Origin of the sequence: Phaeobacter porticola (genome assembly GCF_001888185.1) — a bacterium.
Taxonomy (GTDB): domain Bacteria; phylum Pseudomonadota; class Alphaproteobacteria; order Rhodobacterales; family Rhodobacteraceae; genus Phaeobacter; species Phaeobacter porticola.
Genome location: NZ_CP016364.1, coordinates 2,164,670 through 2,177,998 on the forward strand (window position 1 = coordinate 2,164,670; position 13,329 = coordinate 2,177,998).

A 13,329-nucleotide genomic window follows, 5' to 3' on the forward strand; every position below is an offset into this window, starting at 1 on the left:
CATCCTGACGACACGTAACGGAGCCAACATGCACGTGACACCGGAACCTGCCACCGCCGATTGGGGGCCATTTGAGCGCCCCTTGTTTGACGATCCCGGCGTCCGCGCCCTGTCACGGGTGGGCGTTGTTGACGTCGGCTCCAACTCGGTGCGGATGGTGATATTCGACGGCGCCGCCCGTAGCCCGGCCTATTTCTACAATGAAAAAATCATGTGTGCCCTTGGGGCGGGCCTGTCAGAGACCGGTCGCCTGAACCCCGAAGGGCGCGCACGCGCGTTATCAGCGCTGCGCCGGTTTCAGCATCTGGCCGAGGGCATGGACATGCCGCCGCTGTCGGTGGTGGCGACCGCCGCGGTGCGCGATGCCAGCGACGGCGAGGACTTCTGCGAAGAGGTGCTGCGTGACACCGGGCTGAAAATCCATGTCATCGACGGTCAGGAAGAGGCGCGCCTGTCCGCCCAGGGCGTGCTGCTGGGCTGGCCCGGATCTTATGGTCTGGTCTGCGATATCGGCGGCTCCTCCATGGAGCTGGCAGAGATCCATGACGGCGAGGTCGGCAAACGCGTGACCTCATCGCTCGGCCCGCTAAAGCTGCGCGACATTCCCGGCGGCAGGCGGGGTCGCAAAGCGCATATCACCGACGTTATGGAAGGCCTGCGCAGCGAGATGGGTCAGCAGAACGACCGGCTGTTTCTGGTTGGCGGCAGCTGGCGGGCGATTGCGCGGATCGACATGGCGCGACAGGGCTACCCGCTGCGGGTGCTGCATGAATATCGCATGAATGCGCAGGCGGTGCGCGAAACCCTGCGCTATATCGAGACCCAAGATCTGGAAGCATTGCGCAGCGAATGCGGCATTTCTACCGCGCGGATGTCGCTGGTGCCCTATGCCGCCGATGTGCTGTCACGACTGGTTAAGACTTTCAAACCCAAGGATATTGCCGTCTCCAGCTATGGTATTCGCGAGGGGCTGCTCTATGAGCAGATGCCGCAGCGTCTGCGCAACCGGGACCCGCTGATCGAGGCCAGCCGCTTTGCCGAGAAGAAAGACGCCCGTATCCCCGGCTTTGGCCGCACGCTCTATGAATTTGTGTCGCCCCTGTTCAAAGCCTCCGATCATGCCAAGACCCGGTTGGTCAAGGCCGCTTGCCTGTTGCATGACGTCAGCTGGCGCGCCCACCCCGACTACCGCGCCGAGGTCTGTTTCGACAATGCCACCCGCGCCAATCTGGGCGGGCTGAAGCACTCTGAACGGGTGTTTCTGGGTCTGGCGCTGCTACACCGCTACCGCAACAAGCGGCAGGGGACGGCGTTTGAATACCTCTATGATCTCCTGGATGAGCGCGGCAAGAAAGAGGCCGAGATCCTTGGCAAGGCGATGCGATTTGGTGCCATGCTGATGGTCAGCAAAGACGGCGACATCGGCAAGCTGGTCTGGCAGCCACGCAAGAAACATCTGCTGCTGGAACTGCCGCGCGAGGCGGAGCCGCTGTTTGGCGAGGTGGCCGAGGCACGGCTGAATTCCCTTGCCCGCTCGCTGGAGGCAGAGCTGCGGGTGAAGATCCGCAAGTGATCCTCCGCATCTTTCAAATCTGATACCGATCTTTGGCACAGGGCCGCCCGGACCGGGCCGCCCTGCGACGCTCAGAGGTCGGTTGTCCCCTCGGGCAACACCTCACCCTGCTGCCCCTCGGGTGTGGCATCTGGTGTAGCATCCGGCGCGGCTTCGGGTTTTCGGCGTATGATAATATCGCCATTGGGCAGGATTTCGGGGCGGTCATAGACGCTCCAATCCTCGACCTTGCCTGCGATTTCGGCCAGTGCCGGTCCCATCTCAGACAGGAACCCTTGCAGGCTTGGCCCGAAGTCATCTGCCAACGCCTGCAGATCGTCGATTGCCGGAGCCATCTCCTGACGCAGCCCTTCCCAGAACAGCTCTGCCCCGCGCTGCATCAGGCTGCTGCCTTCATCCTCGGACGCAGGCGCGTTTTCCGCCAACGCGGATGGCGCCAGCGGCAGCATCAACAGTCCTGAAAGCACAAGGATACGGCTCAATTGCGGTGTCATTTGAAACTTAGGCATCATGGTATTGCCCCCTTTGGCATGGACAGGTTGGCATGGGCAGGGATCGCTTGCCGTCAATATAGGCAGAACACGTCAGGATTGAAGAGGGCGCAGACCCGACGGTATGCGCTGCAGCCCTTGGCGGAGCTGGTCGCTGTTACGTCAGATCCAGATCAAGGCTGACCGGGAAATGATCAGAGGCCGCCAGCAACGCCTCGCGCAGCGCCACGTCCTCATAACAGGCTGCATCCTCAAACGGGTGCCAGATCCGCCAGTTGGCTGCTGGTTGGCGCAGCCCGGATGAGACCATGATATAGTCCAGCAAGGCACTGAAATAGCGTTTGTTTGCCTTATCATAGAAGCGCGCGGAACTGGGCATCACCCGCAGCCGGGGTTGCAGCAGGCTCTGGGCGTTGGGATCATAAAGATCGCTCTCCATCGCGATCTCAACCGAGGAGCGGTTGAACAACTGTTCGTATTGGTCCAGCCCTGGCCCATCGTTGAGGTCGCCCATCACCACAACGTCCCGCCCCTCGGCCAAAAGCTGCTCAACCCGGCGGCGCAACCAGATTGCCTGTGCCAGCTGTTTGCGCCGGTTGGCAATCGACAGGGTGACAGCATGATCATCAGAACGCGCGCCATGCGGAGCCTTTGATTTGAGATGCGCCCCAATCAGCGAGATCTCGCGGCCCCCGTTTGTGGTTACGGTCAGCTCCAGCGGGGGTTTGGAGAACCGCACCGCGTCTTTCTGCGCATCGACATCCAGATCAATGTGAAAGACGCTATCAAACCGCGGTGCCGCCGCACTTTCTCTCGGCGAATGGGCCACATGCAGCACCTTCGGATCGTAGAGAAAGGCGATCTCCTGCTGGGTGTCATTGGCAAAGCCGATCACCGCCTTGGTGCTGCGCAGACCGGCCTCCTGCGCAAAATGCTCCAGCGCGCGCAGGGTTTTGCGGCGGTTGTTGGTATCCGGGGCTTCGATCACCATGATGCCATCGGCATCGAGCCTTTGAAACACTTCTGCGAGAGCGCGGGTCTGGCTGTCGCGGTCGACCCCGTGGCGGCCCGATGTGCCGCCGTCCATCAGCAGCGTGTCGTCCGCACCGAACAGCGAGGAGAACCACTCAACGTTATAGGTGACGAGCCGCATGGCCACCGCATCCGTTGATTTCATCCCAGGCGCGGTTGATGTCGATCATCCGCTTTTCCGCAAGGCGCACCGCCTCCTCGGGCACACCACGCGCCATCATGGAATCAGGATGGGTTTCGCGCACCAGTTTGCGCCAGTGTTTGCGGATCTCATCGCGCGGCATATCCGGGGACACGCCCAGCACCGTGAAGGGATCACGCGGCGCATCAGCGACAAACCGTGCCCGTAGCGCCATGAACTGCTGCTCGCTCTGGCCGAAGATGCGGCTGACCTCTGACAGGAATTCGTTTTCGCCCGGATGATAAAACCCATCCGCCATGGCGATGTGAAACAGCCCCTCCATCAGATCGCACAGGGTCTGGGGATCATTGGCAAACATCTTCTGAACGCGGGCGGCATAGTCCTGATAGCCCGCGATATCAGTCCGCGCGAGGTCAAAGACACGCGCCGCGCCGACCTCATCCTCGGCGGCGATCTGAAACACCTCGCGAAAGGCGGTGACCTCATCACGGGTAACCTGCCCGTCTGCCTTGGCCATTTTGGCACCAAGCGCGATCACCGCAATGGCAAAGGCGACGCTGCGTTCCGGCGGTGCGCGCAGGCTGTCGAACACCTCGGAGAGGCTCTGACCGGAGGCCAGCGCAGAGAGCGCTTCGGTGATGCGGGTCCAGAGTGACATAAGGGCAGACTACCCTGATTTGACCGGGCTGTCAGCGGGGCCAACCCCTTTGGGGGAGAGAATTTTCTGCATCAGCACCAGGTCAAGCCACTGGTCGGCCTTATGCCCGACTTCCGGCATTCGCCCCACCTCGACGAACCCCATGGCGGTGTGGAAGGCCAACCCGCCTGCGTTCACGGCACTGATGCCTGCGACCAGCACATGGACCCCATCGGCACGCCCAACCGCCTCAATGGCGGCAATCAGCGCCCGCCCTGCCCCGCGACCACGGGCCGTTTCAGCCAGATAGATCGCGTGTTCGCAGGTGCGGGCATAGCCGGGGCCGGTGCGAAAGGCGCCAAGGCTGATGTAGCCGAGGATCTGGCCCGCCTCCTCGGCCACCTGCACATATGCGCCTTTCTCGGCGATCTCATCCCTGACTTGTTCGCTGGTCTTTTCCGCAGTGGTGAAGGTGATCAGCGTGTGGCGAATGATCTGGTTGGTGATCGCGGCGATTGCCTCTGCATCCGCTGCCGTGGCCGCCCGGACGATCATCGCAGTACCCTTGGCCCATGGGGCGTGTCAAACTCAGCCTCGAAGGCGGCGGGGCCATGGTGGATCTCCACCCGTGCATCACGCAGCGGCAGCGCCTGCGCCAGTGCTGTGCTGTCCGTGTGCGACAGATGCAGACGGCGCAGGGTGCAGCCATGCTGGGTCAGCGCGGCGGCGGGATGAGGGCTGTGCCACTGCATCAGCGCCGGGAACATATTGTCGAGGGGCAGGATGCCATCCTCCGGCACCGCCATCTGCCAGCTGAGATTCCCCCGTTGCAGATCGACAATCTCGCCCGCGCCCTCCGGGGCTGCCGCCAGCGCGGCTGCGAGATCGGCGCAGCGGCAGATCCAGTTGGTGATCCGCGCAGACCCCTGCCTGCGATCCAGATCGAACCAGCGCGGGCTGCGCTGCGGTGTCGCGGCGGGGTCAATCGCAATGGCTTCAAGGTAGAGCCCATCGGCAAGGCCAAGGAGCCGGTTGTGCGTGCCAAAGACCGCATGACTGCCGCCGGGCTGCATCGGCACGCCGAGGCTCTCCTCCACATGGGCAACCGCCGCGTCCAACGTGTCTGCGGCCACCGCAAGATGATCCAGCTCCATGACGTCACTCCCTTCCGGCACTGCCGATTGCGTCAGCGCGAGACTAGCCGGACATCGCCGGGGCGCAAGCGGCAATATTGGAGCCATGTGAGGGGGTAGACAGCGCCGCTCCCGCCCGTCGTCGACCGCGTCATAGACGCAGCCGCTCCCGTTGGGCATCGCATCGCGCCAAGCGCGATGCAAGCAGCCAGCCGGACAGGCTGGCTGCTTGGCTGGCTGCATCGCCGAAGGCCGCTAAGGGGGCGTTTGCCCAGGGGCAAACCCACCTGCGGGGGCGGGAGCACTATGGATGCCGCGATGCCGGTGCGGATGGGCGCGCGCAGAGAGATGCCACGCGCGCCATCGGCACTCAGCTCTGGCGGATCAGCTTCAGGATATCCTGCGCCGCTTCGGGGATATTGGTGCCGGGGCCAAAGATCGCCTTGACGCCATTGTCATAGAGGAACTGGTAGTCCTGCTGCGGGATGACCCCGCCGCAGATCACGATGATATCCTCTGCGCCCTGCTCTTTCAGCGCCTTGACCAGCTGCGGGGCCAGCGTTTTGTGACCCGCCGCCTGTGACGAGATCCCGACCACATGCACGTCATTGTCGATGGCGTCCTGTGCGGCCTCATCCGGGGTCTGGAACAGCGGGCCGACATCGACGTCAAAACCGATATCGGCAAAGGCTGTGGCGATCACCTTGGCGCCACGGTCGTGACCGTCCTGGCCCATCTTGACCACCAGAAGACGCGGGCGACGGCCCTCTGCCTCGGCAAAGTCCTCGATGGATTTCTGAATGGCGGCAAAGCCTTCGTCGCCCTCATAGGCGGCACCATAGACACCGGCGAGCGTCTTGACCTCGGCGCTGTGACGTCCGAATTCCTTTTCCATTGCCATGGAGATCTCTCCGACTGAGGCCCGCGCACGGGCGGCTTCGACAGCGGCGGCGAGAAGGTTGCCACCTTCCTTTGCGACGCGGGTCAGATTGTCCAGCGCGGCCTCGCAGGCGGCGCTGTCGCGGCTGCCGCGGATCTGTTCCAGACCGGCAATCTGGCTGTCACGGACGGCGACATTGTCAACATCGAGAATGTCGATCGGGTCTTCCTTTTCCTTGCGGTATTTGTTGACGCCGACGATCACCTCTTCGCCGCGGTCGATCATCGCCTGACGACGGGCCGCGCTTTCCTCAATCCGCAGTTTGGGCATGCCGGAGGCCACGGCCTTGGTCATGCCGCCCATCTCCTCAACCTCTTCCATCAGCGCCCAGGCTTTCTCGATCAGCTCATTGGTGAGGCTTTCGACATAGTAGGAGCCGGCCAGCGGATCGACCACATTGGTGACGCCGGTTTCCTCCTGCAGCACCAGCTGGGTGTTGCGGGCGATGCGGGCGGAAAAATCGGTGGGCAACGCGATGGCTTCGTCCAGCGCGTTGGTATGTAGGGATTGCGTGCCGCCAAGCACTGCCGACATCGCCTCGTAGGCGGTGCGGATCACGTTATTGTAGGGATCCTGCTCCTGCAAGGACACGCCCGAGGTCTGGCAGTGGGTGCGCAGCATCTTGGAGCGGTCATTCTTGGCATCAAAGTCGGTCATCACCCGGTGCCAGAGCGTGCGAGCCGCACGCAGCTTGGCGATTTCCATGAAGAAATTCATGCCAATGGCAAAGAAGAACGACAGACGACCTGCGAATTTGTCGACGTCCATGCCCGCCTCCATCGCCGCGCGCACATATTCGCGCCCGTCTGCGAGGGTATAGGCCAGCTCCTGCACCAGATTGGCGCCGGCCTCCTGCATGTGGTAGCCGGAAATGGAGATGGAGTTGAATTTGGGCATCTCGTTCGAGGTGTATTCGATAATGTCCGAGATGATCCGCATCGAAGGTTCTGGCGGATAGATATAGGTGTTGCGGACCATGAACTCCTTCAGAATGTCGTTCTGTATGGTGCCCGCCAGCAGTGATTTGTCATGGCCCTGCTCTTCGCCTGCCACGATAAAGCTGGCAAGGATCGGGATCACCGCGCCGTTCATGGTCATGGAGACCGAGACCTGATCCAGCGGGATACCGTCGAACAGGATTTTCATGTCCTCAACCGAGTCGATCGCCACCCCGGCCTTGCCGACATCACCCATCACACGCGGGTGATCGCTGTCATAGCCACGGTGGGTGGCAAGGTCGAAGGCGACGGAAACGCCCTGCTGACCGGCCGCAAGGTTGCGGCGATAAAAGGCGTTGGATTCCTCAGCCGTAGAGAAGCCCGCGTATTGGCGGATGGTCCAGGGGCGGCCAGCGTACATCGTGGCCTTTACCCCGCGGGTAAAGGGGCCAAAGCCGGGCATGGTGCCCATATGGGGCAGGTCTTTGGTATCGGCCTCGGTATAGAGTGGTTTGACATCAATACCTTCCAGCGTATTCCAGGTCAGCGCGTCCAGCGGGCGGCCGCGCAGTTCCTTTTCAGCCAGAGCCCGCCAATCGTCGGTTTTGGTCGTCATCGGAAGTTCCTCTTGTCAGGTCGTAGGGGGGCGGGTTCGAGCCCACCGCGTGTTTGTCAGGGTCGCGCATCAGCTCTGCCAGGCCATCGGCGCCGCCATGCAGCCACATCAGGTCATCGGCGTAGCGCTCGCGCAGCGTTGCGGATTGAATGTCGGAAAACGGGCTCCAGCGGCCCTCCCCGCGCGGCAGGTCACGGGCCACATTTGGGGCCAGGCGGTGGCGCAGGGTCGGCAACCCGTCCGAGCGATTCAGCCGGTCCGCATGTGACAGCCGCGCCAGCCGCGTGCCGGTCAGTAGCGCCAGCTGCACCTCTGGCCGGTCGCCATAGGTTTCATAGGGCATCACCCAGATGCGAGCGTTTGGCATCGCACAGGCGACATCGGTGATCACGTCGCGCCAACTGCGTGGTTGGGCGGCAATCTGGCCAAGGAGATCGGCAGAGGGCAGCGGATTGCCTTTGGCGACGCTTTGCGTCAGCAGCGAGGTCCAGAATCGTTCCGGGCTGCGCAGGTTCAGCATCACATCGCGCACCTGCCCGTCAAAGGCGGCATCAAAGCGCGCCATGCGCACCCCTACACCGCCATAGAGCTGGCGCTGGGACAGAATGTTGCGGGGGGACCCCATCAGGTCGGCATCGCTGATCAACAGCTGTTTGCTGCCGCCGGCCTGTTCAGCTGCGAGGCGCAATTGCAACCGCCCTCGCGCGCGGGCCACAAGATTACGCCCGGTCACAGATACGGGCCCTGGCTGGACACCATGAAACAGCCCATCGCGGGTTTGATCAGGCCCCCAGATCGCCCATCCGTCCCGCCCCAGGGCGGCCGCGTGATGGGCGAGAAACGCCTGAAAATACCCTGTTGCGCAGCGGTGCGCCCCAATATGCAGCATGATATCCATGGCCAACCTCGTCCCGATGTTGGCAGCACGCAGCGCGGGCCGCCGGATTAGCAGAGGTCGAGAGGATGCCACAGCGAGATTGACAATAGGGTTAATACGCCGCGCGTGCGTGTCGCGTGAGGGTGATTTTTTTGAACTGATAACGGAATTGCCCATCGCAATTGTTGGCACAGGCCATATATTCATCGCAACAGGAGAGCCGATGAAACACTTGTTTGCCTTTGGAAAAACCGGATTTCCACCCTCAATCCCGCGCGGCCTGCTGGCGCGTCCGCGACCTGCCGGAATGCGCAACGCGCCGGGCCTTGGCTTGGGTCTTGGGTTGGCGACGGTGCTCAGCCTTGCGATGCCCATAGAGGGTCGCGCACAACAAGCCCCAGAAGCGACTGAAGCGGCGGCAACACCAGCTATCACCGCCAGCGATGGCGCGGCCAGCGTGACCATAGAGACAAACGCAGAGGCCCCACAGGAGGATCCCGTCACCCGGTTGATCCAAGACGGGGACAGCGTCGATCTGGACAGCCTGATGTGGCTGCGCAGGCCGGTTGTGATCTTTGCCGACAGTCCCGCCGATCCGCGATACCACGAACAGATGGAATGGCTGAGAAACGGCGCTGAGCCACTGCTGGACCGGGATGTGATCGTGCTGATAGACACGGATCCCAGCGTCAAATCCGCATTGCGCAAGAAGCTGCGACCCCGGGGGTTCATGCTGGTGCTATTGGGCAAGGACGGCGGCATCAAGCTGCGCAAACCGCAGCCGCTCACCGTGCGCGAGTTGAGCCGGAGCATCGACAAGTTTCCAGACCGGCTGCGTGAGGTTGAGGAACGGCGCGAGAATTGAGCCGAAGCCCGCGGGCCTGCGCCAGACCGGAAGGCCGCGCCAGACGTGGGGCATACGCTAGACGTGGGGCCTGCGCCAGACGTGGGGCCTGCGCCAAACGTGGGGCCTGCGCCAAACCCTGTAATGGTGCCGGGCTGGATCACATCACGCCCCCCCGCCCTGCGCGTAGAACAGGCGCCGGTTTGTGCGGTCAACAACGGCCATGAACCGCGCGCGCGGTTCGTAGATCAGCACCGATTCTGGATCCAGCAGCGCGACCAAATAGGCGCGGCTCACCTCTTCCAGCATACAGTCCTTGCCGACGATACCGGCGGCAAATATGCCGTTGCCGCGCCCCTGATCCAGCGTCATTACCTGCACTGAGACCATATTTGGCGACAGGCCTTCGACCTGAAACGCGACGGCTCTGTTGTTGTTCAGATGGCGCAGCCCGGCCTCGATCGAGCGGGCTTTGGTGAGAAGTGACGATATCCGGGTGGCTTTGATTTCAAACACCCCGGCGGCGCAGTTGTTACGAGAGAAATAATACTGCGTCTCGCCCAGTTGCACCCAATCGCCGACGGCGGCACGGGCCGCCGCCTCATCTTGCAGGGTGCAGCCCACCAGCCCCGAAAGAGCCAGCGCCACAGAGGCGACACGCGCCAGTTTGCGATATGGCTGCACCGACATCATTTCGTTTTATTCGAATTCCATGATGACTTCGTCAACAGCAAGGCTATCGCCTGCCGCTGCATTGATGGCGCTGACCACGCCCTTGCGTTCGGCGCGCAGGATGTTTTCCATCTTCATCGCCTCAATCGTGCAAAGCGCCTGACCTTCCTGCACCTCATCGCCGATCTCGACCTCCAGTTTCACCACCAGACCCGGCATCGGGCAGAGCAGCAGCTTGGAGGTGTCGGGGGCGATTTTTTCAGGCATCAGCTTGGCCAGTTCGGCCTGTCGCGGCGTGCGGACATGGACCTTCAGATCGGCACCGCGCGAACGGATGCGGAACCCCCCGGAGATCTTGCCAACCTTGAGCACAAGGCTGTCACCACCAACGGTGAGCCGCGCCAACTGATTGCCCGGTGTCCAATCAGAGGTCACGCGCAATTCGCTGCCATCGTCAAACCGCACGGTAGAGCCATCGCGATCGGCATCCACCACCACGGCAAAATCAATGTTTTGCAAGCTGACCACCCAATCGCTGCCGACCTTGCGTTCGTGATTGTCCATCCGGCCCGACACACGGGTGCGGCGAATTTCGGCAACCCGGTGCATGGCGGCAGAGGCGGCTGCGATCTTGCGCAGGTCCTGTTCCGGCAGCTCGACCCCGTTGAAACCTTCGGGATATTGCTCTTCGATAAAGGCGGTGGTCATGGTGCCCGCGATAAAGATCGGGTGATCCATCACCGCACTGAGGAACGGCAGATTGTGACCAATGCCCTCTACCTCAAACCCATCAAGCGCGTCGCGCATTGCCGCAATCGCCGCCTCGCGGGTGGGACCCCAGGTGCAGAGCTTGGCGATCATCGGATCGTAGTACATTGAGATCTCGCCGCCTTCAAAGACGCCGGTGTCATTGCGCACAGCGAGTTCACCCGCAGGCGCGTCGCCCTGCCATTTGCCGCTGTCATGCAGCGGGCCTGCGGCCACCTCGGCGGGTGGGCGATAACGGGTCAGACGCCCGATGGAGGGCAGGAAACCCCGATAGGGATCTTCGGCATAGAGGCGGTTTTCAATGGCCCAGCCGTTCAGCTTAACGTCATTCTGGGTAATCGACAGCGGCTCGCCCCCGGCGATGCGGATCATCTGTTCGACCAGATCAACACCGGTAATCAGTTCGGTAACCGGATGTTCCACCTGAAGGCGGGTGTTCATTTCAAGAAAGTAGAAATTCTTGTCGCCATCGACGATGAATTCCACGGTACCAGCGGAGGCGTAGCCCACAGCCTTGGCCAAGGCGACGGCCTGTTCACCCATCGCGCGGCGGGTGTCTTCATCAAGGAAGGGCGACGGTGCCTCTTCCACCACTTTCTGATTGCGGCGCTGGATCGAACATTCCCGCTCCCCCAGATAGATGCCATTGCCATGGGCGTCGCAGAGCACCTGAATTTCAATATGGCGCGGTTGCGTCACGAATTTCTCAATAAATATACGATCATCACCAAAGGAATTCGCCGCCTCGTTCTTGGAGGACTGGAAACCTTCGCGGGCCTCGGCGTCGTTCCAGGCGATCCGCATCCCCTTGCCGCCGCCGCCAGCAGAGGCCTTGATCATCACCGGATAACCAACCTCATTGGAGATCTTCACCGCCTCATCCGCGTCGGCGATCAGCCCCATGTAGCCGGGCACGGTGCTAACACCGGCCTCCTGCGCGATTTTCTTCGAAGTGATCTTGTCGCCCATGCTTTCAATCGCGCCGACCGGCGGGCCGACAAAGGCGACGTCTTCAGCGGCCAGCGCCTCGGCGAATTTGGCGTTTTCCGACAGGAAACCATAGCCCGGATGCACCGCCTGCGCGCCGGTTGCGCGGATCGCCTCCATCACCTTGTCGATGACGATATAGGACTGGTTGGCGGGCGGCGGGCCGATGTGGACGGCCTCGTCGGCCATTTTCACATGCAGGGACTGCTTGTCGGCGTCCGAGTAGATGGCAACGGTCTTGATGCCCATCTTGCGGGCGGTCTTGATGACGCGGCAGGCGATTTCGCCCCGGTTGGCGATCAGGATCTTCTCAAACATTGGCTGTCCCTTGTCTTCGGTGTCTTCCGTGTGGCGCGGGGGCATACCCCGCCACGGTCTTGGCTTCGTCGAAACACAAAAAAGGCCGCGCCGGAGTGATCTCCGGGCGCAGCCTTTGTGCGGTGGATATGCAGCGCAGCCCCTTACCCGCGCTGGGCAAGCGGTCAGGCGTCAGACCTGTCTGCGGGCAAGCAGTCTCAGCACTTGCGCGGATTTTCCTTGCAGTAAATGACATTGGCCGCAGCACCAACGGCAGCACCTGCGACGAGGTTGCCATTGAGAAGCGCCGAGCCAACCGCACCCGCGCCGGCGCCGTAGACGACCTGCTCGCCTGTGGTGTCGCCACAGGCCGCCAGAGAACTGCACAGCGCAAATGCCGCGAGAATGAGTTTTGCCTGCATGGGGGTGATCCTTCGTTGTATGATCCAAGCTCTGCGCAACTGTTTGCAGCCCCGCCGACAGGAGACAAGGAAAACCGTTCTGCAACAAGGGAATGCGCAGAAGCCTGCCAAACACTGGGGGGCAATTGGCAAGCTTCCGCCTTTGCATCCAAGGAAAAAATGGGCAGGCCGCGATTGGGGGGGCAGACCTGCCCTTCCAGGCGAAGGGGCTGGATCAGATGCACGACAGGCTGACCTGTCACGATCAGAATGCACGCCCGCTGAACCAGAAACATCCCCTGAGTTGCAAAACATCCCGATTTGGCGGGAATTTGCGCAAAACGCAGCCTGCCCTGCAGGAATACGCCGAAACCTGCGCGATTTGGCCAGTTTGACCGCTGAACGATGTCACCGCCCCGCATTTTCGAGCACCGCGACGAGGCCCTATGACGCGGGTCAATGGACCTGATTGCCAATGGTAGATTCGCCCGGATCCGACGGGCCGTGCCCCATGGTCGCGGCGCCGCAGCGCAGCCCCAACAGACATGGCTATGATCGGATCCTGCGATCATATCAGCGTTTGCTTCCACCAAAGACTTCGGGAAAGGCCAGTTCGGCGGCGGTCACGTCGATGACCAACAGCGCGTCATAGCTTGAGGGATCAAACGGATCTTCGGCAGCGATCACTTCGCGCCCGAACAGCCAGCTGAGACGGCCCGCATCCAGATTGCCACGTTCAAACGGCTGATCGCCAAAATTCTCCCACAGCGCCTGCATAAACCCCGCATCTGCACGCCGATCTGGCGGACGGCGGTCCGGGAACCGTTCACGCTGGGTGATCGGTGTCACCCCTTTGGGGTTGGGACGGCGAATGGTGAACTGAAAATCGGTGCCCGGCAGGCGGCCGGGAAAACCGCGGTGTTTTAGCATAATGGTGCCTCCGATCCGGCACCCCGCGGGACGGTAGAGTCCGGCCGCAGG

At 62.1% G+C, this 13,329-nt stretch carries 13 protein-coding genes; 2 read left to right on the plus strand and 11 right to left on the minus strand.

Features of this window, described 5'->3' with window-relative positions; translation table 11 throughout:
• Positions 1–28 precede the first annotated feature (28 nt).
• Positions 29–1,573 carry a Ppx/GppA family phosphatase gene (locus PhaeoP97_RS10395; protein ID WP_072505000.1) on the plus strand — a complete coding sequence of 515 codons (1,545 nt, stop codon included), beginning with the start codon at positions 29–31 and terminating at the stop codon, positions 1,571–1,573.
• 71 nt (positions 1,574–1,644) lie between these two features.
• On the opposite strand, the gene PhaeoP97_RS10400 is transcribed toward PhaeoP97_RS10395, so the two are convergent.
• From PhaeoP97_RS10400 to PhaeoP97_RS10430, 7 genes are all read right to left on the minus strand, one after another.
• Entirely contained in the window at positions 1,645–2,085 is a 441-nt protein-coding gene (locus PhaeoP97_RS10400) for a hypothetical protein (RefSeq protein ID WP_014880457.1), read from the minus strand.
• Between the two features lie 136 nt (positions 2,086–2,221).
• A complete protein-coding gene (locus PhaeoP97_RS10405; protein WP_072505001.1) occupies positions 2,222–3,217 on the minus strand; it encodes an endonuclease/exonuclease/phosphatase family protein in 996 nt (331 codons plus the stop codon).
• Positions 3,198–3,896 (minus strand): molecular chaperone DjiA, encoded by a 699-nt coding sequence (locus PhaeoP97_RS10410; protein ID WP_027246949.1) that lies wholly within the window; start codon positions 3,894–3,896, stop codon positions 3,198–3,200. Before PhaeoP97_RS10410 ends, PhaeoP97_RS10405 begins: the two co-directional genes overlap by 20 nt.
• A gap of 9 nt (positions 3,897–3,905) precedes the next feature.
• Positions 3,906–4,430, minus strand: coding sequence for a GNAT family N-acetyltransferase (locus PhaeoP97_RS10415; protein ID WP_072505002.1), 525 nt, complete (start codon positions 4,428–4,430; stop codon positions 3,906–3,908).
• A complete protein-coding gene (locus PhaeoP97_RS10420) occupies positions 4,427–5,029 on the minus strand; it encodes a VOC family protein (protein ID WP_072505003.1) in 603 nt (200 codons plus the stop codon). Before PhaeoP97_RS10420 ends, PhaeoP97_RS10415 begins: the two co-directional genes overlap by 4 nt.
• A gap of 349 nt (positions 5,030–5,378) precedes the next feature.
• A complete protein-coding gene (scpA, locus tag PhaeoP97_RS10425) occupies positions 5,379–7,502 on the minus strand; it encodes a methylmalonyl-CoA mutase (RefSeq protein WP_072505004.1) in 2,124 nt (707 codons plus the stop codon).
• On the minus strand, positions 7,465–8,400 hold the full coding sequence (locus tag PhaeoP97_RS10430; protein WP_072505005.1) for a hypothetical protein: 936 nt from the start codon (positions 8,398–8,400) through the stop codon (positions 7,465–7,467). Before PhaeoP97_RS10430 ends, scpA begins: the two co-directional genes overlap by 38 nt.
• 202 nt (positions 8,401–8,602) lie before the next feature.
• On the opposite strand from PhaeoP97_RS10430, the gene PhaeoP97_RS20850 reads away from it, so the two are divergent.
• A complete protein-coding gene (locus PhaeoP97_RS20850) occupies positions 8,603–9,244 on the plus strand; it encodes a DUF4174 domain-containing protein (RefSeq protein ID WP_083570429.1) in 642 nt (213 codons plus the stop codon).
• Between the two features lie 144 nt (positions 9,245–9,388).
• On the opposite strand, the gene PhaeoP97_RS10440 is transcribed toward PhaeoP97_RS20850, so the two are convergent.
• The 4 genes from PhaeoP97_RS10440 to PhaeoP97_RS10460 all read right to left on the minus strand — a co-directional run bounded on the left by PhaeoP97_RS10440 (position 9,389) and on the right by PhaeoP97_RS10460 (position 13,278).
• Positions 9,389–9,913: a hypothetical protein gene (locus PhaeoP97_RS10440; RefSeq protein WP_237028923.1), complete on the minus strand. Its 525-nt coding sequence runs from the start codon at positions 9,911–9,913 to the stop codon at positions 9,389–9,391.
• Positions 9,914–9,922: 9 nt separating this feature from the next.
• Complete coding sequence (locus PhaeoP97_RS10445; RefSeq protein WP_072506418.1) at positions 9,923–11,968, minus strand: acetyl-CoA carboxylase biotin carboxylase subunit; 2,046 nt, start codon at positions 11,966–11,968, stop codon at positions 9,923–9,925.
• A 197-nt stretch (positions 11,969–12,165) separates the two neighbouring features.
• Entirely contained in the window at positions 12,166–12,369 is a 204-nt protein-coding gene (locus PhaeoP97_RS10450; RefSeq protein WP_072505007.1) for a hypothetical protein, read from the minus strand.
• A gap of 552 nt (positions 12,370–12,921) precedes the next feature.
• Positions 12,922–13,278: a hypothetical protein gene (locus PhaeoP97_RS10460; RefSeq protein ID WP_072505009.1), complete on the minus strand. Its 357-nt coding sequence runs from the start codon at positions 13,276–13,278 to the stop codon at positions 12,922–12,924.
• Positions 13,279–13,329 lie beyond the last annotated feature (51 nt).

What these genes read in the sequence shown, in the direction of transcription:
- PhaeoP97_RS10395 (WP_072505000.1), top strand. Translation starts at nt 29, where the DNA reads ATGCACGTGACACCGGAACCTGCCACCGCCGATTGGGGGCCATTTGAG.
- PhaeoP97_RS10400 (WP_014880457.1), bottom strand. Translation starts at nt 2,085, where the DNA reads ATGATGCCTAAGTTTCAAATGACACCGCAATTGAGCCGTATCCTTGTG.
- PhaeoP97_RS10405 (WP_072505001.1), bottom strand. Translation starts at nt 3,217, where the DNA reads ATGCGGCTCGTCACCTATAACGTTGAGTGGTTCTCCTCGCTGTTCGGT.
- PhaeoP97_RS10410 (WP_027246949.1), bottom strand. Translation starts at nt 3,896, where the DNA reads ATGTCACTCTGGACCCGCATCACCGAAGCGCTCTCTGCGCTGGCCTCC.
- PhaeoP97_RS10415 (WP_072505002.1), bottom strand. Translation starts at nt 4,430, where the DNA reads ATGATCGTCCGGGCGGCCACGGCAGCGGATGCAGAGGCAATCGCCGCG.
- PhaeoP97_RS10420 (WP_072505003.1), bottom strand. Translation starts at nt 5,029, where the DNA reads ATGGAGCTGGATCATCTTGCGGTGGCCGCAGACACGTTGGACGCGGCG.
- scpA (WP_072505004.1), bottom strand. Translation starts at nt 7,502, where the DNA reads ATGACGACCAAAACCGACGATTGGCGGGCTCTGGCTGAAAAGGAACTG.
- PhaeoP97_RS10430 (WP_072505005.1), bottom strand. Translation starts at nt 8,400, where the DNA reads ATGGATATCATGCTGCATATTGGGGCGCACCGCTGCGCAACAGGGTAT.
- PhaeoP97_RS20850 (WP_083570429.1), top strand. Translation starts at nt 8,603, where the DNA reads ATGAAACACTTGTTTGCCTTTGGAAAAACCGGATTTCCACCCTCAATC.
- PhaeoP97_RS10440 (WP_237028923.1), bottom strand. Translation starts at nt 9,913, where the DNA reads ATGTCGGTGCAGCCATATCGCAAACTGGCGCGTGTCGCCTCTGTGGCG.
- PhaeoP97_RS10445 (WP_072506418.1), bottom strand. Translation starts at nt 11,968, where the DNA reads ATGTTTGAGAAGATCCTGATCGCCAACCGGGGCGAAATCGCCTGCCGC.
- PhaeoP97_RS10450 (WP_072505007.1), bottom strand. Translation starts at nt 12,369, where the DNA reads ATGCAGGCAAAACTCATTCTCGCGGCATTTGCGCTGTGCAGTTCTCTG.
- PhaeoP97_RS10460 (WP_072505009.1), bottom strand. Translation starts at nt 13,278, where the DNA reads ATGCTAAAACACCGCGGTTTTCCCGGCCGCCTGCCGGGCACCGATTTT.